The organism is Pseudonocardia nigra, assembly GCF_019396355.1.
GTDB lineage: Bacteria > Actinomycetota > Actinomycetes > Mycobacteriales > Pseudonocardiaceae > Pseudonocardia > Pseudonocardia nigra.
This window is the reverse complement of sequence record NZ_JAHKRK010000065.1, coordinates 13,396-32,800: the sequence shown is the minus strand read 5'-3', so window position 1 is coordinate 32,800 and position 19,405 is coordinate 13,396. Positions and strand designations below refer to the sequence as shown.

Here is a 19,405-nt window from a genome sequence, read left to right as displayed (position 1 = left end):
GACGGGCCGCTGGTCGAGTTCGTGCGCCGGGAGCTGCCGCCGGACCGGACCTGGCGGCTGAAGGTGCGCACCGGTGACGCGCGCGAGGTGCTCGCGCGGGCGCCCGGTGGCGCGTTCGACCTGGTCGTGGTGGACGTGTTCGCGGGCGCCCGCACACCGGCGCACCTCACCTCCGTGGAGTTCCTCCAGGAGGTGGCCCGGGCCCTCGACGACGGCGGCCTGTGGGCGGCCAACATCACCGACGGCGCGGGCTCGCTCGCCTTCGCCCGTGCGCAGGTGGCCACGGCCCGGGCGGTGTTCCCGCACACCGCGCTGATCACCGAGCCCGCCGTGCTGCGGGGTCGCCGTTTCGGCAACCTCATCCTGCTCGGCAGCGCCCGGGAGCTGCCGATCGCCGAGCTGACGACGGCGATCGGGCGTGACCCGTTCCCCGGGCGGGTGGAGCACGGCCCGCCGCTGGAGCGCTTCACCGGCGGGGCCCGCCCGGTCACCGACGCCACCGCCGCCGACTCGCCGGCGCCGCCGGACGGGACATTCTGAACCCTAGGCCGTGGCGTAGTGGAACTCGGTCTGGATCGCGCTGCGGGCCGGGAAGTCGTAGCCGTGCTCGCCCGCCGGGAGGTGGAACCGGGTGGGCTTGCCCGGATAGCCGGGGCTGCCCAACACGGGCGACAGCACGGTGTCCACCAGCATCGACGGGTTCCCGTTCGGGGACCGGTCGCCCTTCACCTCCGCCTCGAAGCGTCCCCCGACCCGCACCGATCCCGACCCCTTCGTCACGTCGAACTCGATCGGGGCGCGCTCCACGGCGACGACCTCGCCGACCAGGGCCCGCCAGGTCCGCGAGCGGCCCGCCGTGCTGCCCGGTGAACGCGGCGAGCAGTGCCTGCTGCTGCTCCTCGCTGGCCGCGTCGTCGACGATGACGAGCAGGCGCACGTTCCCGGCGAGCGGGTTGCCCGGCAGCTGCCCGAGGAACCCCATGTTCAGCCCGGCGACCTCCGTGCCGCCGATGTGCCCGCGGTCGAAGTGGAAGACCCACCCGAAGTCGCAAGAGCCGCCGTCCGGGTCGTTGCCGCCCCAGCACGGGCAGTAGCTCGTGCAGGTGCAGACCTCGGACATCCGTCCTTCGAGCTCGTATCCCATGATCGATCTCCTTCCTCCTAATGGGTGTGGGTCCCGGCGGCGGGCAGCGCTCCGGGGTCGCCGATGACGAGGTAGCCGGCGGTCGCCAACAGCAGGACGCCCACCGGCGCGACGATCCGGTGTCCCCACGGAGCGACCTTCTCCGCGACCATGACCGCGGTCAGCCCGAGCATCCAGGCCAGGTCGGCCGCCCCGGTCGCGAACATCACCAGCATCAGCGCCCAGCAGCAGCCCAGGCAGGACAGCGGGTGCCGGACCCCGACGTGCCACGCGCCCGCGAGGCCGCGCCGATAGTGGGCGAACAGGAACGCCGCCGGCTCCCGGCAGGCGGTGAGGCAGCGCTGTTTGAGCGGGCTGAACTGGAACGCGCCGGCGAGCCCGAGCGCGCCGGCGAGCGCCAGGTCCGGCGGAACGGCCGGCAGGAGCCGGTGCAGCCCCACCGCGGCGGCCAGTGCGACGGCGGCGAAGGCCAGCCAGACCGCGAGGTAGGCCCCGTAGAACGCCGACCGGACGCCGGATGCCCCCGGCTGCCGGGCGGTGACCACGGTGAACATGCGCGCCATCGGCACCGTCGTCGGCAGCATCATGGCGGCGACCATCACCACCCAGCCGGCGGCGAAGGCGGCGAGCAGGAGCGGCAGGTCCGGTGCCGCAGCACGCAGGCCGGCCACCGCGTGCGCGGCGTGCGTGAGCTCGCCGCGCGGCACGAACTCCAGGGCGACGAGGACCAGCCAGCCCGCCGCCGTCAGCGACCACAGCACCCGGGCGGGATCGCGGTGGCCGACGGCGGCAGAGGCCGGAGTCATCGCGATCCGCCTCCCGGCCCCCGGCCGTAGGTGAGCGTGTGCATCAGGGTGAGGGCCGCCGAACCCATGTGGGCGAACCCGTGCCTGCTCAGCAGGTCGTCGTAGGCGGCGCGGGGCAGCAGCTGGTCGTCGATCTGCGCCTCGAAGAACTGGATCCCGCACATCACCCGCCCGGGCGGGGTGCGCAGCGCCTCGTCGGTGTCCGGGAACGGGAAGTCGGAGATCACGAACCAGCCGCCCGATTCGAGCATGGCCAGCACGTTCGCGGCGACCCGGTCGATGTCCCGGCACTCGTGCATCGAGATGTTGTTGATCACGACGGCCGCCGGCTCGTCGAGCGTCATGTCCTCCAGCGGGATGCACTCCAGGCGGACGCGGTCGGCGAGCCCGGCCGCCTCCACCCGCTTGCGGGCCTCCGCGATCGAGTGCGCGTCGCCGTCGATCCCGACGACCTCGCAGTTCGGGTACGTCGTCGCCAGCCGCACCACCCCGCGTCCCGCGCCACAGGCGGTGTCGACGACCCGGCAGCCGGCCTCGAGCCGTTCGGTGAGCCCGGGGACCAGGGCGAGCCCCCCGGGGATGAGGCGCGTGTAGAACGGCGTCCCGGTCCCGGAGACCTGGGTGATCCACTCGGGGCTGGTGTCGTCCCACCACATGCGTTCGCCCGTGGCCAGGTTCGCGGCGAACCGGCCGAACACCTCGGGCTGCTCGAACAGCGTGAACACCCCGCCGACGTAGGCGGGCGAGCCCGTGTCCAGCAGCAGCGTGTCCATGTGCGGTGCGAGCCGCAAGCCGCCACCGTCCCGGACGAGCACGCCTGCGGCCAGCGCGGAGCGGCACCAGACCGACACGTAGAAGTTGTCCAGCGCCAGGTGCTCGGCCAGGTCGTCGGCCGTGCTGCCGGGCCGCTCGGCCACCGCCCGGACCAGCCCGCCGCGCAGCCCGATCGCGATGGTCCGGTGGCCCACGTAGCCGGCGACCTGGGTCATCAGCACCGGCACCTGGTCGGCCACGCTCGGCGCACCTGCGCTGGGCTCGATGGTCGCGGTCATCGTCGTCTCCCCTCGTTGCGAGTACGGGGGATGGTCCGACCGGCGCAGCAGCCGCTGCCAGTTCTGCTTCTGTAGCGATCCGGTACAACATCAGTACTGCTTCCCGGCGCGGGCCGCCCTACCTGCTCCAACCCACGAGACCCGGCAGGGGGAGAGATGGGTGCCACCTACGGACAGTTCTGCCCCGTCGCGAAGGCGATGGAACTGCTCGACGAGCGCTGGACGCTGCTGATCGTCCGGGAGCTGATGGCCGGCAGCCACCACTTCAACGCGCTGCGCCGCGGGTTGCCGCGGATGTCGCCCGCGCTGCTGTCCAAGCGGCTGCACACGCTCGTCCGCGCCGGCGTCGTCGAACGCCACAGCGAGGGCAACCGGGTGACCTACCACCTCAGCCCGTCCGGGCGGGAGCTGGAGCCGATCGTCGCGGCGCTCGGGCAGTGGGGCACGCGGTGGATCGGCGAGCTCGGCGACGTCGACCTGGACCCGCACCTGCTGATGTGGGACATCCACCGCTGGATCGACATGGAAGCCGTACCCGACGGGCGCACCGTGCTGCTGTTCCGGTTCACCGACATGACGGGCCCCGCGGGGAGCTGGTGGCTCGTGATCAACACCGACGGTGTGGACGTGTGCGACTTCGACCCGGGTCACGAGGTGCGGATGACGATCACGAGCGAGCTGCGCACGATGATCGAGATCTGGCGCGGCGACCGCGCGTGGGCCGACACGGTGCGGGCGGGCCTGCTGGTGCTGCGCGGCGACACGCAGGCCGTGCGGGCGGTGCCCACCTGGCTGAAGCTGTCGCCGTTCGCGTCGACGCCGCGGCCGGTGGCGGCGGTACTCACCGGCACGTCCGCGAGCTGACAGCCCGGCGACGAGCTCGGGGCGGGCGGACGCGACAGGGCCCGCCCCCGGAAGCGGGAGCGGGCCCTGTCGATCACGTCATCGGGTCGGACGACCCGGCGCGTGGGGAGCTCAGATGGCGCGGACGCCGGTGGCCTGCGGGCCCTTGGCGCCCTGGCCGATCTCGAACTCCACGCGCTGGCCCTCGTCGAGGCTGCGGAAGCCCGCGGCGTCGATCTCCGAGTAGTGGACGAAGACGTCGGCGCCGCCGCCGTCCTGGGAGATGAAGCCGAAGCCCTTCTCGCCGTTGAACCACTTCACTGTTCCCTGTGCCATGTGTTCTGCTCCAAGCAGGTGATGGTGGGCGTCCGCACCGTGCGGCGCCCGGCCGAGGTGCCGCAGACCAGGGACCGTCCCTGCGCGTTGCACCAGAAAACATTCCCGCGAGCGTGAATCACACGAACACCGAAAAGCTCTGACGACCATCATGTACAACGCGGGCCGCGCCCGAACGTTCCCCCGAGCGCCCCGAATGTGGCGCAGCGCACGTTCGCGCCCGATCCCTCGGGGCTCGGCGGGCCAGGCTCCCGGTCCCGTGATCCCCGCTCCTCCGCGCCGGGGCCCGTCCGCCCCGAGCGAAAACCGGTGGATAGTGAGTGCGTGCTCATTTAGCGTCGCACCCGTGCAGCCGTCGAAACCCCGAGCCCGCCGCATGGCACCGGACGACCGCCGCGCCACGATCATCGCGGCCACGCTGCCGCTGGTGCTGCGGCACGGCGGCGGGGTGACCACGCGGCAGATCGCCGAGGCCGCCGGGATCGCGGAGGGCACGATCTTCCGGGTCTTCCCCGACAAGGAGTCGGTGGTCCGGGCCGTGGTGGCGGAGGCGTTCGAGCCTGCGCCCACCCTCCGCGAGCTGGCGGAGGTGGACCGCCACCTGCCGCTGCGCGAACGCCTCGCCGCCGCGGTCGCGGTGCTGCAGCGCCGGCTGTCCGAGGTGTTCGGGCTGCTCGCCGCCCTCGACTGGACCCGCCCACCGGACCACGACGACGCCGACCGGTGCGAACGCCCCCGGGCCGCCCCGATCAACGACGCGTTCCGGGCCGCGATCGTGGACCTGATCGGGCCCGACGCGCAGCGGCTGCGGGTGCCGGCCACCGAGTTCGCCCACGTGCTGCGGTTGCTCGTCTTCTCCGGCACCCACCCGCTCATCGCCGACGGGCGCACGCTCGACGCGGAGCAGATCGTCGCGATCCTGCTCGACGGCCTGCTCGACGCCGCGGTGCCCGCACCCGACCCGACCGAGGAAGGTCCATGCTGATCCGACTGCTGCGCGAGAATCTGCGCAGCTACACCCGGCCGCTGCTGCTCGTCGTGGCGTTGCAGCTGCTCGGCACGATGGCGTCGCTCTACCTGCCCAGCCTCAACGCCGACATCATCGACCGGGGGATCGCCCGCGGTGACACCGGCTTCATCGTCAGCACCGGCGGCTGGATGCTGGTCGTCACGCTCGTCCAGATCGTCTGCTCGATCGCTGCGGTCTACGTCGGCGCCCGCACGGCGATGGGCTTCGGGCGCGACGTGCGGGCCGCGCTGTTCCACCGGGTGGGCGAGTTCTCCGTCCGGGAGGTCAACCGGTTCGGCGCGCCGTCGCTGATCACCCGCGGCACCAACGACGTCCAGCAGGTGCAGATGCTGGTGCTGCTGTCCTGCACGATGCTCGTCACGGCACCGATCATGTGCATCGGCGGCGTGCTCATGGCGCTGCAGGAGGACCTGCAGCTGTCCTGGCTGATGCTGGTCTGCGTTCCGGTGCTGGTCGTCTCGATCGGCGCGGTGATCGTGCGGATGGTCCCGGGCTTCCGCGTCATGCAGACGCGCATCGACGACGTCAACCGCGTCCTCCGCGAACAGATCACCGGGATCCGGGTGGTGCGTGCGTTCGTGCGCGAGCCGCAGGAGTCCGCCCGGTTCGACGTCGCGAACGTCGCCCTCACCGCCGTCGCGACCCGCGTCGGCCGGCTGATGGCGATGGTGTTCCCGATCGTCATGCTCGTGCTGAACGTCTCCAGCGTGGCAGTGCTGTGGTTCGGCGCGGGGCGGATCGACGCGGGGCAGATGCAGATCGGCGCCCTCACCGCGTTCCTGACCTACCTGATCCAGATCCTGATGGCGGTCATGATGGCCACCTTCATGGTGATGATGATCCCGCGGGCCGCGGTCTGCGCCGAGCGGATCGTCGAGGTGCTCGACACGGAGTCCTCGGTCGCCCCGCCCGCCCGGCCGGTCGTCCCGGCGGAGGCCACCGGCGTGCTCGAACTGCGCGCGGCGCGGTTCGCCTACCCGGGTGCCGACGAACCCGTGCTCCGGGACGTGACCCTCACGGCGCGGCCCGGCACGACCACGGCGATCGTGGGCAGCACCGGCGCGGGCAAGACCACGCTGCTCGGGCTCGTGCCCCGGCTCTTCGACGTGACCGCCGGCGCCGTGCTCGTCGACGGCGTTGACGTGCGGGACCTCGAGCCGGAGCACTTGTGGCGCCGGGTCGGGATCGTGCCGCAGAAGCCGTACCTGTTCTCCGGCACCGTCGCGAGCAACCTCCGCTACGGCAACCCCGACGCGAGCGACGGGGAGCTCTGGGCGGCGCTCGAGGTGGCCCAGGCCGCCGACTTCGTCCGCGCGATGCCGGAGGGGCTGGCCGCGCCCATCGCCCAGGGCGGCACCAACGTCTCCGGTGGTCAGCGGCAGCGCCTCGCGATCGCGCGCGTGCTGGTGCGCGCGCCGCAGATCTACCTGTTCGACGACTCGTTCTCGGCCCTCGACCTGGCCACGGACGCGCGGCTCCGTGCGGCGCTGCGGCCCGTCACGGCGACGGCGACCGTGCTGGTGGTGGCGCAGCGGGTGGCCAGCATCCGCGACGCCGACCAGATCGTGGTGCTCGACGACGGCGCCGTCGTCGGCATCGGCACCCACGACGAGCTGCTGGGCACCTGCCCGACCTACGGCGAGATCGTCGCGTCCCAGTTCACGGTGGAGGAAGTGGCATGACGAGCGCGACCAAGCAGGGCGTCGACGACACCGGCCGCGCTGCCCGGGACATGGCCAACGCCCGCCGGGGCGGGCCGCAATGGGGATCCATGGGAATGCCGGCGGAGAAGTCGATGGACTTCGGGCCGTCGGCGCGGCGACTGGTGCGCCGGCTCCTCCCCGAACGCGTCGGGGTGGTGGCGGTGCTGGTCCTCGGCGTGATCAGCGTGACGCTCAACGTGATCGGCCCGATCGTCCTCGGGTACGCCACCGACGTCATCTTCGCCGGGGTGATCGGGCGACAGCTCCCGCCCGGCAGCACCCCCGAGGAGGCGGCGGCCGCCGCCCGGGCCGCCGGGAACGAGACCTTCGCCAACATCATCTCTGCGACGGGCGTGGTGCCGGGGCAGGGCATCGACTTCGACCTGCTGGGCCGCGTCCTGCTCGGCGTCGTCGCGATCTACGTCGCGGCCTCGCTGTTCGGCTGGCTGCAGGGCTACCTGCTCAACGGGATCGTGCAGCGCACGATCTACACGCTGCGCCGCGACGTCGAGGACAAGATCAACCGGTTGCCGCTGCGCCACTTCGACCGCCAGCCCCGCGGCGAGCTGCTGAGCCGGGTCACCAACGACATCGACAACGTCTCGCAGAGCCTGCAGCAGACGATGAGCCAGATGCTGACGTCGCTGCTCACCGTCGTGGGCGTGCTGAGCATGATGCTGGTGATCTCGCCGCTGCTCGCGCTGGTGGCCCTCGTGACGATCCCGGTGACGTTGCTTGTCACGCGGGCGATCGCGCAGCGGTCGCAGAAGCAGTTCGTGGCGCAGTGGCGGCGCACCGGCGCCCTCAACGCGCACATCGAGGAGGCCTTCACCGGCCACGAGCTGGTGCGGGTGTTCGGGCGGCGCCGCGAGGTGGAGGCGGCCTTCGCCACCCGCAACGACGAGCTGTTCGACTCGAGCTACCGGGCGCAGTTCATCTCGGGGATCATCATGCCGTCGATGATGTTCATCGGGAACCTGAACTACGTGCTCGTGGCCGTGGTCGGCGGCTTGCGGGTGGCGTCGGGGTCGCTGAGCCTCGGCGACGTGCAGGCGTTCATCCAGTACTCCCGGCAGTTCACGCAACCGCTGACGCAGCTGGCGTCGATGGTCAACCTGCTGCAGTCGGGCGTGGCGTCGGCGGAGCGCGTGTTCGAGCTGCTCGACGCGGAGGAGCAGGTCCCCGACCCGGCCGTGCCCGCGGTGCCGCCCACCCGGCGGGGACGCGTGACGTTCGAGGACGTCTCGTTCCGGTACGAGGCGGACAAGCCCCTGATCGAGGACCTCACGCTCGCCGCCGAGCCGGGACAGACCGTCGCGATCGTCGGGCCCACCGGTGCGGGCAAGACCACGCTCGTCAACCTCGTCATGCGGTTCTACGAGCTCGACGCCGGCCGGATCACGCTCGACGGCGTGGACATCGCCGCGATGGACCGAGCCACGCTGCGCTCCGGCGTCGGCATGGTGCTGCAGGACACCTGGCTGTTCGGGGGCACCATCCGCGACAACATCGGCTACGGCGACCCGGCCGCCACCGAGGAGCAGATCCTCGCCGCCGCCCGCGCCACCTACGTCGACCGGTTCGTGCGCAGCCTGCCCGACGGCTACGACACGGTGATCGACGACGAGGGGTCGAACGTCAGCGCGGGGGAGAAGCAGCTCATCACGATCGCGCGCGCCTTCCTCGCCGACCCGACCCTGCTGATCCTCGACGAGGCCACCAGCTCGGTGGACACCCGCACCGAGGTGCTCGTGCAGCGCGCGATGGCGGCGCTGCGCTCGGACCGCACCAGCTTCGTCATCGCCCACCGGCTCTCGACGATCCGCGACGCCGACCTGATCCTCGTGATGGAGGCGGGGCGGATCGTGGAGCAGGGCACGCACGACGAGCTGCTCGCGGCGGGCGGTGCGTACCACGAGCTGTACGCCACGCAGTTCGCCGGCGCGGTGGCGGCGGCGGACTGAGCGCGGCGCACCGTACCGACCGCACTAGCCTGCTCCGGTGGCCGCCGAGCTGACCCTCCTGCCGGAGGTCTCCTTCCGCGGCCGCGAGATCACGGCCCCGCGGCTGCGCGGCCTTCTCGCGCTGCTGGCCGACAACCTGCGCACGGGCTGCAGCACGGGCCGGCTGGTGGACGGCTTGTGGCCCGACGTGCAGCCGGCGAACCCGACGAAGGCGCTGCAGATCCTCGTCTCGCGCGCCCGCGCCCAGCTCGGTGCCGACGTCATCGCGAGCACGCCCACCGGCTATCGACTCGCGCTCGCCGTGGACGAGGTCGACGCCGCCGCGATCCAGCACCGCGCGGCCGCGGCGGCCGAGCACCTGCGCGCCGACGACCCCGTCGCCGCCCTCGCCGACGCCGAGGCCGGGCTCGCACTGTGGGACGGGACCGGCGCGGACGGGCCGGTCGGCGACCCGCTGGTGGAGCTGCGCGCGGGCCGGATCGGCGCCCACCGCGCGCTGGTGCGCAGCCGGGCACTGGCGCTGTCCCGGGCGGGCCGGGCCGGCGACGCCGTCGAGGCGCTGACCGGGCTGGTCCGGCAGTATCCACGGGACGAAGAGCTGCTCGCGGCGCTGTTGCGGTCCGAGGCGGCCACCGCCGGACCCGCCGCCGCCCTCGCCCGCTACGACACCTATCGCCGGATGCTCCGCGACGATCTGGGCGCCGACCCCGGGGCCGCCCTCCAGGCCGTCCACCAGCAGTTGCTGCGCGACGAGGCACCCCCCGTCCGCAACGGCGTGCCGCACGAACCCAACCCGCTGCTGGGCCGCGACGCCGACATCGAGGCGGTCACCCGCCTGCTGCGCACGTCCCGGGTGACCTCGATCGTCGGCCCCGGTGGGCTGGGCAAGACGCGCCTCGCGCACGTGGTGAGCCGCCGCGCCGAGTACCCCGTCGTGCACCTCGTCGCGCTCGCCGGTGTGACGCACGACGAGGACGTCGCGAGCGAGGTCGCGTCCGTGCTCGGCGCCCGGGAAGCGCGGCGCACCCCGGCCGGCGCCTTCGCCGCGTGCGCCGAGCTCCTGCCGCGCATCGTCGACGCGCTGGGCGCCTACCCGGCCCTGCTGGTGCTCGACAACTGCGAGCACGTCCTGGAGGGTGCCGCCGAGCTGGTGCAGGCGCTCGTGGCGATGACCGCGGAGCTGCGGATCCTCACCACCAGCCGCGCCCCGCTGGGCCTGTCGTCGGAGTCGGTGCACCTGCTGCCCGAGCTCGACGAGGCGACCACGGCCGAGCTGTTCGAGCAGCGCGCCCGGGCCGCGCGAGCGGGCGTCGACCTGCCGCCCGACGCCGTCGCCGAGCTGTGCCGGAACCTCGACGGGCTGCCGCTCGCGGTCGAGCTGGCGGCCGCGCGCACCCGCGTCATGTCGGTGGCGGAGATCGCCAAGCGCCTCGACGACCGTTTCGCGCTCCTGCGCGGCGGGGCCCGGGACGCGCCGCAGCGGCACCGCACGTTGCACGCCGTCGTCGACTGGAGCTGGAACCTGCTCGACCCGGCCGGGCAGGCGGCGCTGCGTGCCCTGTCGATCTGCCCCGGCGGGTTCACCGCCGACGCCGCCCGGCACCTGCTCGGCGCCGACGCCGAATTCGTGCTGGAGGACCTCGTCGACCAGTCGCTGCTCAAGGTCGTCGACACGCCGGCGGGTGCCCGGTTCCGGATGCTCGAGACCGTGCGCGAGTTCAGCGCCTCCCACCGTGAAGCCGCCGGGGAGACCGAGCGGGTGCTCGGCGGCTTCGTCGCGTGGACCCGCGAGTTCGCCCTGGCCCACCGCGACGCGCTCTTCGGCTCCGACCCCGCCCCGGTCCTCGAGCGCGTCCGGCTGGAGCAGGACAACCTCCTCCACGGTCTGCGGCACGGGCTCGGCACGGGAGACGGCGCCACGGTCGCGGCGATCGGCGCACTGCTTGCCGGGCTCTGGCTGCTCGACTCCGACTACCCGCGGCTGGCGACGCTGACCGAGGAGACCGCCTGGACCCTCTCGCATTTTCGGCCGGGGCCCGAGCTCGTCGAGGCCGCCCGGGCGGTGGCTGCGGTCGGCACCGTGTGCACCTTCATGCTCGAGGGCCCGCGCGCGGTGCGCCCGCTGGTCACCCTCCGCCGGTTGCCGCCCGCCCCGCCGGACACTCTGCCCCGGGCGCTCGCGGCCGTGCTGCTGGCCGCCCCCCGCGTCACGAGCCCCGACCACCCCGCGCTGCAAGAACTCTGCGACAGCGACGCACCCCTGCTGGCCGGGTTGGCGAACGGCGCGGCCGCCCACCTGTGGGAGAACCAGGGCGATCTGGAACGGGCGCTGGCGTGCGCCCGGCGGACGCTCGAGGCGTTCGCCGCGCCGACGGCGGAGTGGATGCAGATGGCGGGCCACTCCCGCGTCGGCGAGCTGTGCCTGCAGCTCGAGCGGGGAGCCGAGGCGCTGCACCACCTGACCGCGGCCTTCGACCTCCTGCTCGGCCTCGGCCTGAGCGCTGAGGCGTTCGGGCTGCGGTGGGGGATCATTGCCGCCAACATGCAGGTCGGCGCGGTCGACGAGGCCGAGCGCTGGTGGGGGCCCGCCGCCGAGGACGGGCCGCGCGCGGCCCTGCGGGTCGACCTCGGGGCCAGGGCGGAGATCCTGCTCGCCCGTGGTGAGGTCGACGAGGGCCTCCGGGTGTGGCGGCAGGCCGTCGAACAGCTGCGCAACACCGAGAGCCCGGCGGGCGCCGACGTGCTCGGCCTGATGCCTTGGTCGCTGGAGAACCACGCCGCGGCCGTGGTCGCGCACGTGCAGCACAGCAGGCTCGACCTCGTCGAGGGGATCGTCGACGAGCTGCCGCACGTGGTGTCGGCGCTGCTCGCCGACCCCATGGTGAAGCCGCTCTACCTCGCCGACTACTTCCCGATCTGCGGGGCGCTGCTGCTGGCGCTGGGGATGGCCGCACTCGCCCGTGGCGACACGAGGTCGGGTGTGCGGATGGTCGCCCTGGCCGAGCGGTTCCGGTACGCGAAGGGGTTCCAGCCGACGATGTCCTCGGCCCGAGCCCGGCGGGCGGCCGAACACGCCGACCGGCCGGCGTACGACGACGCGGTGTCGTCGTACGCCGGCCTGGGGCGCCACGAGCTGCGTGCCGCGGCGCAGGCCGTCCTCGGGGCGCGCACCCCGGAGCGGCACTGATCAGCGTCGGGGGTCGCGGGCGTACAGCTTCTTCGCCCACAGGTAGCCGACCAGCGCGATCCCGGCGCACCAGGCGAGCGCGACCACGCCGCTGTTGCCGATCGGGGTGCTGAACAGCAGCCCCCGGATCGACTCGATGATCGGGGTGAACGGCTGGTACTCGGCGAACCAGCGCAGCCCGGCGGGCATCGAGTCGGTCGGGACGAACCCGCTGCCGAGGAACGGCAGGAACACCAGCGGCTGCGGGAGGTTGCTCGCCGTCTCGACGGTCGGGCTGACCAGCCCCAGCGCCACCGAGAGCCAGGTGAGGGCGAACCCGAGCGCAGCGAGCACCCCGATCGCGCCGAGCCAGCCTGCCGGGCCCGCCGTGGGCCGGAACCCGACGAGCAGCGCGACCCCGACGACCGCGGCCACGCAGAGCGTCATCTGGATCAGGCTGCCGAGCACGTGCCCGGTCAGCACCGACGTGCGGGCGATCGCCATCGTGCGGAACCGGGCGATGATCCCCTCGGTCATGTCCATCGTCACCGAGACGGCCGTGCCCAGCGACGCCATGACCACCGCGATGAGGACGATCCCCGGCGCGACGTAGTTCACGTAGTCCGCACGCCCGCCGCCAGGGACTCCGAGCCCGGCGCCCAGTGTGCCGCCGAACACGTAGACGAACAGCAGCAGGAGCACGACCGGCATCCCGACCAGCTGCACGGTCAGGGAGGGGTAGCGCTGCATGCGCTTCAGCTGGCGGCGCAGCATCGTCGAGGAGTCGTGCAGGACGAAGGCAGGTGCGGTCATCGGAGGGCCACCTTCTGGGTGTCGGAGCGCCCGGTGAGGGCGAGGAAGACGTCGTCGAGGTCGGGGGTGTGCACGGACAGCTCGTCCACCTCGACGAACGCGGCGTCGAGCCGGTCGAGCAGGGCCCGCAGCGAGCGCACGCCGCCGTCGCTCGGGACCTGCAGCGTGAGCGCCTCGTCGTCGCGCTGCGCGTCCCCGAGTGCGCGGGCGGCGGCCGCGAGCGCGTCGCCGTCGGCGAACCGCAGCCGCACGTGGCCGCCGGGGACGAGCCGCTTGAGCTCCTCCGGAGTGCCTTCGGCGACCAGCCGGCCGTGGTCGAGCACGGCGATCCGGTCGGCGAGCTCGTCGGCCTCCTCCAAGTACTGCGTGGTGAGGAAGATCGTGACGCCGCCCGCCACGAGCTCGCGGATGATCTGCCACATGCCGCGCCGGCTGCGCGGGTCGAGCCCGGTGGTCGGCTCGTCCAGGAAGATCACCTGCGGGTCGCCGACGAGCGTCATCGCGATGTCGAGGCGCCGCTTCATCCCGCCGGAGTAGGTGGAGGCGGGCTTCCGGGCCGCCTCGCCGAGGTCGAACCGGTCGAGCAGTTCGGCGATCCGCCGCCTGCCCTCCGCCCGGTCCAGGTGGTGCAGGTCGGCCATCAGCCGAAGGTTCTCCTCGCCGGTCAGCAGGCCGTCGACCGCCGAGAACTGGCCGGTGACGCCGATCGCCGCCCGCACCGCGTCCGGGTCACGGTGGCGATCGTGTCCGGCGACGTGCACCTCGCCGCCGTCCGAGCCGATCAGGGTGGACAGGATCTGCACCGTCGTCGTCTTGCCGGCCCCGTTCGGGCCGAGCAGCGAGAAGATCGTGCCGGCCGGCACCTGCAGGTCGATCCCGTCGAGCACCGTCTTCTCGCCGTAGGACTTGCGCAGGCCGCGCACCGCGATGGCCTGCTGACGTGATGTGGTGGTCACTGCTCCCTCGTCTCGTCGTGTTCGCTGTGGCGCTGGTGGCCACGACTGCGGAGAGGGTGCGGGGCGCGGGCTTCAGTGCGGATTCATCGCGGTTTCAGTGCCGGCAACCAGCTGGAGTCTCGACGCGACCCCGCCACAGGCCCAGGTCGCGAGCCCTGTGGGTTGAGCGGAACACCACGGCTGTTCGATCTTGCGCTGAGGAACGTGGTGTTCCGTTCACCCGTCGAGTGCCACGAATCGGGCCCGCGGGTGCGACTGGACTGGGCAGGCTTCCTTCCGGCAGCACTCGTCGTGTCGCTCATCCCCGGCGCCAACCGGCTGGGCGTGCACCACGATGTCCGGCGCGCGGTCGTCCCGCAGGATCCGGGCGTCGATGTGCGCCCACTCCGAGGGGTGATAGCCGAGCTCCGCCACCGTGTATTCGATCGCGATCACGTGCTCGGGCCCGAACTCGATCAGGTCGCCGAAGGCGAGTTCGGTCACGATGCTCGGACCGTTGGCCAGGCGTCCCGTGTAGCGCCCGTCCCGGCCGGCGTCGAGGAGCTCGGCAGACGACATCGAAGAGCCTGCGCTTGAGGACTCGGATGGGCTCGGTCTTGGTATCGCCGCCGGGCCGACAACGCCGCCAGGGGCGATCTGGGCGCCAGGACCGCGATCCATGGTCCGCCAGACACGCCCTAGGCTCGCCGCCCATGACCGACGTGGACGAGCAGGGCCGTCCGGAGCCTCCCCTCGCGGCCGACGAGGCCGGCACGCTCCTGGGCTTCCTGGAGTTCCATCGCGCGACCCTGGCGTGGAAGTGCGCGGGATTGGACGCGGCCGGCCTGCGGGCAACCGTCGGCGCCTCGTCGATGACGCTCGGCGGGTTGCTCAAGCACCTGGCCTACGTCGAGGACGACTGGTCCTCCCGGTGGCTGCACGGGCGGGACCGGCAGCCCCCGTGGGACGCGGTGGACTGGAAAGCCGACCCCGACTGGGACTGGCACTCGGCCGCCGAGGACTCCCCGGAACAGCTCCACGCCCTCTGGCAGGACGCCGTGGCCCGGTCCCGTGGCCTGATCGCCGAGGGGCTGGCCGACGGCGGCCTGGAGCGGCCGGCCCGCCGCACCTGGCCCGACGGCCGGGCACCGAGCCTGCGGTGGATCCTGGTCCACCTGATCGAGGAGTACGCGCGGCACAACGGCCACGCCGACCTCCTCCGGGAGTCGGTCGACGGGCGCACCGGCGAGTAGCCGCCGCACGTGCTGGTCCGGTACAGCGAGACGGACACCAGCGGCCGGAACACCTCGTCCCCACCGATGTCGTCAGCCGGCTACCTCGGCCGCGGGACCGGCCGCGGCTTCCGTGACTACGCTGAGCTGCGTCAGTCCAGGCAGAACTCGTTGCCCTCGGGGTCGGTCATCACGATGAAGCCGGCGCTCATCGGGAGAGCGGGCTCGTCGCGACGTACCCGCGTGGCTCCCAGTGCGACGAGCCGGTCGCACTCGACCTCCAGCGCCGCCATCCGTTCCTCTCCCTGCAGTCCGGGAGCCGCACGGACGTCGAGGTGGACGCGGTTCTTGGCGACCTTGTCCTCCGGCACCTGCTGGAAGAACAGCCGTGGGCCGTGCCCGTCCGGGTCCTCGACGGCCGATCTCGTGTTGCGTTGCTCCTCCGGTACGCCGACCCGCGCGAGGAAGTCGTCCCACGCGGCCAGCGGGTCGGCGCCCTCGGGCAGGTCGACTCCGGGCGGGCCGGGGTGGACGTAGCCCAGTGCCTCGCGCCAGAAGGACGACAGCGCCCGCGGGTCGTGGGCGTCGAAGGTGACTTGGATGTGTCGGCTCATCGCACGTCCTCGCTTCGCTCGGCCGGCTGTGCTGATGATTCGTTTGCAAGCTCGCTCATCGGGTTCCAGGCGAGTTCGTCTGCGTCCATGGGGCCACCCTGACACCCCAGGCGGACAGAATCGGTCCGCTTCTCGGGCAGGATGGGGCGACATGGGCGTGAAAGGCGGTGCCGAGCGGGGGACGACGGAGCGCGTGCTCACCCTGCTCGGGCTGCTGCAGCAGCGCCAGGTCTGGACCGGCCCCGAGCTCGCCGACCGGCTCGGGGTCACGCCGCGCACGGTACGGCGTGATGTCGAGCGGCTGCGCACGCTCGGCTATCCGGTGCATGCCGGCCAGGGTGTGGGCGGCGGCTACCAGCTCGGCCCGGGGCAGGACCTGCCGCCGCTGCTGCTCGACGACGAGGAGGCGATCGCCACCGCGGTCTCGCTGCTCGCCGGCGCGGGTGGCGCGGTCGCCGGCGCCGGCGATGCCGCACTCCGGGCACTGACCAAGTTCGACCGGGTGCTGCCCACCCGGCTGCGGCACGAGGTGCGCGCGCTCGCCGGCTCGGTGGAGTCCTTCGGCGGAGGCCGCACGCCGGTCGACCCGGAGGTGCTCATGACGCTGGCCAGAGCCTGCCGCGACGAGGTCGAGGCCGGCTTCGACTACCCGTCCGGGAGCGAGGTGCGACGGCGGCGGGTCGAGCCCTACCGCCTGGTCGCGTCCGACCGGCGCTGGTACCTCCTCGCCTACGACCTCGCTCGCGACGACTGGCGCAGCTTCCGCGTCGACCGGATGACCGATGTGTCGCCGCGGTCCTGGCGTTTCCGCCCGCGCGCGGCGCCGGACGCGGCGACGTACGTGCAGGAGGGTGTGGCGAGTCGGGTCTACCCGCACCAGGCGCGCTTCCTCGTGCACGCGTCGACCGACACGGTGCGCGCGCAGATTCCGGCGTCGGCGGCCGTCGTACGACCGCGAGGGAGCGAGCTCTGCGAGGTACGGAGTGGCGCCGGCAGCCTCGACTTCGTGCTCATGCACGTGCTCCTGCTGGGGCACGACTTCGAGGTACTCGACCCTCCGGAGCTCCGGAGGCGCTGTCGCGCGCTGGCGGAGAGACTGCTGTCGGCCGGCGCAACGATCTCACCGGTGCCGGACATTGAGGAGCCGTGAGGCGCGACCACGCCGGCGCCGAGGAGCTCTCCCGGTGCCCCCGGCAGGATTCGAACCTGCGACGCACGGTTTAGGAATCGATCGATGCGTCCGGGCATGCCTGGCGATCAGGGGTTTCCTAGGCGGACGGCCTGCCTTGAATGGCTCCACAAGAGTTGCCTGGTGTCAGTTCGCTCCACGCATGGCTCCATGGGCGGGCTGCCTTGGGAGCGTGGCGGGGGGGGCGATCAGCTGTGCGGGCGGGAGCGGGGCCGACTCGAGCACACCGCTCACCGCCTGGATGCTCGGCACTGCGCGTCGTCGATCTCGGGTGGCGCTCGCCGCCCCGGCAGGGCCCCACACTCCGCGAGTACCGTGACTATGGGACCGCAGCGCCGAGTCGAAGGTGGGCCGCTCACGTCATGGCGAAGGCCACAACCAGCCAAGAGGAGCCCCTTACGCGGCCCTTCACTGAACAGGCTGCGCGCCAGGCGTTGACACGTGCCTGTCAACTCGCCGGGATCAATGCTCGTCCTGTCGAGCTGATCCGGATGGGCTCGAATGCGGTCTTCCGCCTCAAGGGGGCCTTGATCGCACGTGTCGCGCCATCGGTAAAGCTCCTTGCGAATGCCGAGAAGCAGATCGAGGTAGCGCGGTGGCTCGAATCGGTGGACTACCCGGCCGCGCGTGCAAGCGCGGTGGCTCAGCCAGTCGAGGCCGAGGGGCGTGTCGTCACGTTCTGGGAGTCGGTCGCCCACGCGACCGTCTATGCGCCGATTGGCGACGTGGCGGCGCTAATCAGGCGACTGCACGCGCTGCCCCTGTCCGCTGACATTGAGTTGCCGGAGTTGAGGCCATTCGGGAGTCCGGACGAGGAGTTGCCGCTGTTCTCGGGGCTCCCGCCCACTGATGCGCACTTCCTGCGTCAGCGGATCGAGTGGGCCCGCGAGACCTTCCCGCTCCTGCCTTTCGTGCTGCCGCGCGGACCCGTCCACGGTGATGCCAACGTCGGGAACGTGATCTGCGATGACCAAGGCCGCCCGGTGCTCATCGACCTGGACGCATTCGCCATGGGTCCCCGGGAGTGGGACCTGATCCAGACCGCGCTGTTCGCCGATCGGCTGGGGTGGCACTCGGCCGATGAGTACCGAATCCTCGTCGAGGTGTACGGATACGACCTCACTGATTGGGCCGGCTACTCGGCCCTCGCGGACATGCGAGAGATCGCGATGATGTCGTGGCTGGCCAAGAAGGCTGAGCTCAGACGTCATCCGCCGCCGCTGCTGAAGCCGTGAAGCGAATCCGGGCCATCCGCACTGGCGCCAGCCGCCGCGACTGGGGAGCCTACTGACCGGCGGCCATCGGAGCCCACAACTTGCTGTGCCGCACGCGAGCGGCGAACTCGCGTACCTCCGCGCTCCGGCGATGGCGCTGGAGTCGCTGCCGGAACTCCCTGACATACCCACGGCAGCGGGACGGCTCCAGTCCCTCACCGATCGTGAACGCCTCGATAGCGACCCGGCATGCCTCGTCGATGTCGCCGCGGTCAAGGTGGGCGTCAGCCAGGACCATCGCCACGAAGAAGTCGCTGCGCACGTAGTCACCCGACGCCGAGTCCAAAGCCTGCGTCGCGTACTCGATGGCGCGATCCGGTCGTCCGAGGTCGCGATGGCAGTGGCCGAGCTCGGCCGTCAGCTCCGCCGCGTCGAAGTATCGGATCCACTCCGGGCTCTCGCCGGCAACGTGCCGGCCGAAGTTCTCCATCGCGGCGCCCATCGCCCGATCGCACGCGTCCGCGTCACCGATCCTGGCGAGGGCCCGCGCCTCCATGAGGTGAAAGTGCGACGTCAGGATCGGGACGCCCACCGACTCGGTTCCCAGCCGCGCGGCGCGCGCCATGTTGGCCGCCTCCCGATAGCGGCCCAAGAAGCTCGCCTGGTGGCTCATCGCGTCGAGGATGCTCGCTGCGAGCAGCCGATCCTCCGCTGCATCGGCCAATCCGAGCGCCTGGATGAAGTACCGCTGCGCCAAGCCATGGTGGCCGGCGTCGTACGCCATCCACGCCGCAAGTTGAGTCGACTCCCCGGCCGCCGAGTACAAGGACCGGCGAACCTGTGAGCTTCCCTGCGCCCGCAGGAGTCGAGGTAGCTCCCCGCGGAGGTACTGCACGAGTGCGTCACGTGCGTGGCCCCCCGCCGAACGTGCTGTCGAGGCGGTCGAAGGTCGAGCGCATCAGGCGGAGCCGTTCGACGTCCGACGCGCCGATCTTCGCCGGACCGACGCCCACGTCTCTGCGCGACCGCCTGCGGCGGCCCTTGACCGCGAGCCTCGACGGCCGTGCTGGGACGCCTTGCGGCGGCGGGGGAACTACGCCCCGCCACCCCAAGGGGACGGGCCACCAGGCCCAACAGCAGGGAGGCCAGCATGCACACCCAGACCAGCAGCCCGACCCGCGTGATGGGGCGGTTCGTCGACCCGGAGGACCTGATCTGCCCCGGCTGCGGGGAGCAGGTTCGCTGCGCGCCGCCCGCGGTCGTGTCGGACGGGCTCCCGGTGCCGGGGTTCTCCCACCAGGACGCGAGCGCGCTGTGCCGCACGATGGCCGGGGTGGTGGCCGAGCTGAGGTCACCGGGTCACC

16 protein-coding genes and 3 pseudogenes are annotated in these 19,405 nt (G+C 72.3%); 9 read left to right on the top strand and 10 right to left on the bottom strand.

Annotation, left to right across the window (positions count from 1 at the left end; translation table 11 throughout):
- On the top strand, window positions 1-540 hold a 540-nt coding region (locus KME75_RS18070; protein WP_219416013.1), incomplete at its 5' end, for a spermidine synthase.
- Window positions 541-543: 3 nt separating this feature from the next.
- Here the strand turns inward: KME75_RS18070 and KME75_RS45025 are convergent.
- The 4 genes and pseudogenes from KME75_RS45025 to KME75_RS18055 form a co-directional block, all read right to left on the bottom strand.
- Window positions 544-852 (bottom strand): annotated as a pseudogene (locus tag KME75_RS45025) (DUF1326 domain-containing protein); the annotation flags it as partial.
- 25 nt (window positions 853-877) lie between these two features.
- Window positions 878-1,120, bottom strand: a pseudogene (locus KME75_RS46820) (DUF1326 domain-containing protein); the annotation flags it as partial.
- Window positions 1,121-1,161: 41 nt separating this feature from the next.
- A complete protein-coding gene (locus KME75_RS18060; RefSeq protein ID WP_219416011.1) occupies window positions 1,162-1,950 on the bottom strand; it encodes a DUF2182 domain-containing protein in 789 nt (262 codons plus the stop codon).
- Window positions 1,947-3,002 carry a class I SAM-dependent methyltransferase gene (locus KME75_RS18055; RefSeq protein ID WP_219416010.1) on the bottom strand — a complete coding sequence of 352 codons (1,056 nt, stop codon included), beginning with the start codon at window positions 3,000-3,002 and terminating at the stop codon, window positions 1,947-1,949. Before KME75_RS18055 ends, KME75_RS18060 begins: the two co-directional genes overlap by 4 nt.
- Window positions 3,003-3,158: 156 nt before the next feature.
- Here KME75_RS18055 and KME75_RS18050 point away from each other — a divergent pair, with 156 nt between their 5' ends.
- Entirely contained in the window at window positions 3,159-3,866 is a 708-nt protein-coding gene (locus tag KME75_RS18050) for a winged helix-turn-helix transcriptional regulator (RefSeq protein WP_219416009.1), read from the top strand.
- Window positions 3,867-3,977: 111 nt separating this feature from the next.
- On the opposite strand, the gene KME75_RS18045 is transcribed toward KME75_RS18050, so the two are convergent.
- Complete coding sequence (locus KME75_RS18045) at window positions 3,978-4,181, bottom strand: cold-shock protein (protein ID WP_219416008.1); 204 nt, start codon at window positions 4,179-4,181, stop codon at window positions 3,978-3,980.
- Window positions 4,182-4,527: 346 nt separating this feature from the next.
- Between KME75_RS18045 and KME75_RS18040 the strand changes: the two genes are divergently transcribed.
- From KME75_RS18040 to KME75_RS18025, 4 genes are read left to right on the top strand one after another with little or no spacing between them, the layout of a single operon-like run.
- The gene (locus KME75_RS18040) at window positions 4,528-5,166 is read left to right on the top strand and encodes a TetR/AcrR family transcriptional regulator (RefSeq protein ID WP_219416007.1); all 639 of its coding nucleotides are present in this window, start codon (window positions 4,528-4,530) and stop codon (window positions 5,164-5,166) included.
- Window positions 5,160-6,893, top strand: a complete 1,734-nt coding sequence (locus KME75_RS18035; RefSeq protein WP_219416006.1) for an ABC transporter ATP-binding protein — start codon at window positions 5,160-5,162, stop codon at window positions 6,891-6,893. The genes KME75_RS18040 and KME75_RS18035 overlap by 7 nt, the downstream gene beginning before the upstream one ends.
- A 50-nt stretch (window positions 6,894-6,943) precedes the next feature.
- On the top strand, window positions 6,944-8,878 hold the full coding sequence (locus tag KME75_RS18030) for an ABC transporter ATP-binding protein (protein WP_372452625.1): 1,935 nt from the start codon (window positions 6,944-6,946) through the stop codon (window positions 8,876-8,878).
- A gap of 37 nt (window positions 8,879-8,915) precedes the next feature.
- On the top strand, window positions 8,916-12,065 hold the full coding sequence (locus KME75_RS18025; protein WP_219416005.1) for an ATP-binding protein: 3,150 nt from the start codon (window positions 8,916-8,918) through the stop codon (window positions 12,063-12,065).
- On the opposite strand, the gene KME75_RS18020 is transcribed toward KME75_RS18025, so the two are convergent.
- From KME75_RS18020 to KME75_RS18010, 3 genes are all read right to left on the bottom strand, one after another.
- The gene (locus tag KME75_RS18020) at window positions 12,066-12,857 is read right to left on the bottom strand and encodes an ABC transporter permease (protein WP_219416004.1); all 792 of its coding nucleotides are present in this window, start codon (window positions 12,855-12,857) and stop codon (window positions 12,066-12,068) included.
- On the bottom strand, window positions 12,854-13,813 hold the full coding sequence (locus KME75_RS18015) for an ATP-binding cassette domain-containing protein (RefSeq protein ID WP_219416003.1): 960 nt from the start codon (window positions 13,811-13,813) through the stop codon (window positions 12,854-12,856). Before KME75_RS18015 ends, KME75_RS18020 begins: the two co-directional genes overlap by 4 nt.
- Before the next feature lie 216 nt (window positions 13,814-14,029).
- Window positions 14,030-14,371 carry a hypothetical protein gene (locus KME75_RS18010; protein WP_219416002.1) on the bottom strand — a complete coding sequence of 114 codons (342 nt, stop codon included), beginning with the start codon at window positions 14,369-14,371 and terminating at the stop codon, window positions 14,030-14,032.
- A 134-nt stretch (window positions 14,372-14,505) separates the two neighbouring features.
- Between KME75_RS18010 and KME75_RS18005 the strand changes: the two genes are divergently transcribed.
- The gene (locus KME75_RS18005) at window positions 14,506-15,045 is read left to right on the top strand and encodes a DinB family protein (protein ID WP_219416001.1); all 540 of its coding nucleotides are present in this window, start codon (window positions 14,506-14,508) and stop codon (window positions 15,043-15,045) included.
- A 131-nt stretch (window positions 15,046-15,176) separates the two neighbouring features.
- Here KME75_RS18005 and KME75_RS18000 read toward each other — a convergent pair whose 3' ends face one another.
- Entirely contained in the window at window positions 15,177-15,638 is a 462-nt protein-coding gene (locus tag KME75_RS18000) for a VOC family protein (RefSeq protein ID WP_219416000.1), read from the bottom strand.
- Window positions 15,639-15,789: 151 nt separating this feature from the next.
- Between KME75_RS18000 and KME75_RS17995 the strand changes: the two genes are divergently transcribed.
- Window positions 15,790-16,788, top strand: a complete 999-nt coding sequence (locus KME75_RS17995) for a helix-turn-helix transcriptional regulator (protein ID WP_219415999.1) — start codon at window positions 15,790-15,792, stop codon at window positions 16,786-16,788.
- A 401-nt stretch (window positions 16,789-17,189) separates the two neighbouring features.
- Window positions 17,190-18,062 carry an aminoglycoside phosphotransferase family protein gene (locus KME75_RS17990; protein ID WP_246632315.1) on the top strand — a complete coding sequence of 291 codons (873 nt, stop codon included), beginning with the start codon at window positions 17,190-17,192 and terminating at the stop codon, window positions 18,060-18,062.
- A gap of 49 nt (window positions 18,063-18,111) precedes the next feature.
- Here the strand turns inward: KME75_RS17990 and KME75_RS17985 are convergent.
- Window positions 18,112-18,960 (bottom strand): annotated as a pseudogene (locus tag KME75_RS17985) (NsdA family TPR-like regulatory protein); the annotation flags it as partial.
- Window positions 18,961-19,405 lie beyond the last annotated feature (445 nt).

Bases quoted from the DNA above. Each gene is read 5' to 3' on its own strand.
- KME75_RS18050 (WP_219416009.1), top strand. From the start codon at position 3,159: ATGGGTGCCACCTACGGACAGTTCTGCCCCGTCGCGAAGGCGATGGAA.
- KME75_RS18005 (WP_219416001.1), top strand. From the start codon at position 14,506: ATGACCGACGTGGACGAGCAGGGCCGTCCGGAGCCTCCCCTCGCGGCC.
- KME75_RS18000 (WP_219416000.1), bottom strand. From the start codon at position 15,638: ATGAGCCGACACATCCAAGTCACCTTCGACGCCCACGACCCGCGGGCG.
- KME75_RS18055 (WP_219416010.1), bottom strand. From the start codon at position 3,002: ATGACCGCGACCATCGAGCCCAGCGCAGGTGCGCCGAGCGTGGCCGAC.
- KME75_RS18035 (WP_219416006.1), top strand. From the start codon at position 5,160: ATGCTGATCCGACTGCTGCGCGAGAATCTGCGCAGCTACACCCGGCCG.
- KME75_RS18030 (WP_372452625.1), top strand. From the start codon at position 6,944: ATGGCCAACGCCCGCCGGGGCGGGCCGCAATGGGGATCCATGGGAATG.
- KME75_RS18045 (WP_219416008.1), bottom strand. From the start codon at position 4,181: ATGGCACAGGGAACAGTGAAGTGGTTCAACGGCGAGAAGGGCTTCGGC.
- KME75_RS18020 (WP_219416004.1), bottom strand. From the start codon at position 12,857: ATGACCGCACCTGCCTTCGTCCTGCACGACTCCTCGACGATGCTGCGC.
- KME75_RS17990 (WP_246632315.1), top strand. From the start codon at position 17,190: ATGGCGAAGGCCACAACCAGCCAAGAGGAGCCCCTTACGCGGCCCTTC.
- KME75_RS17995 (WP_219415999.1), top strand. From the start codon at position 15,790: ATGGGCGTGAAAGGCGGTGCCGAGCGGGGGACGACGGAGCGCGTGCTC.
- KME75_RS18060 (WP_219416011.1), bottom strand. From the start codon at position 1,950: ATGACTCCGGCCTCTGCCGCCGTCGGCCACCGCGATCCCGCCCGGGTG.
- KME75_RS18010 (WP_219416002.1), bottom strand. From the start codon at position 14,371: ATGTCGTCTGCCGAGCTCCTCGACGCCGGCCGGGACGGGCGCTACACG.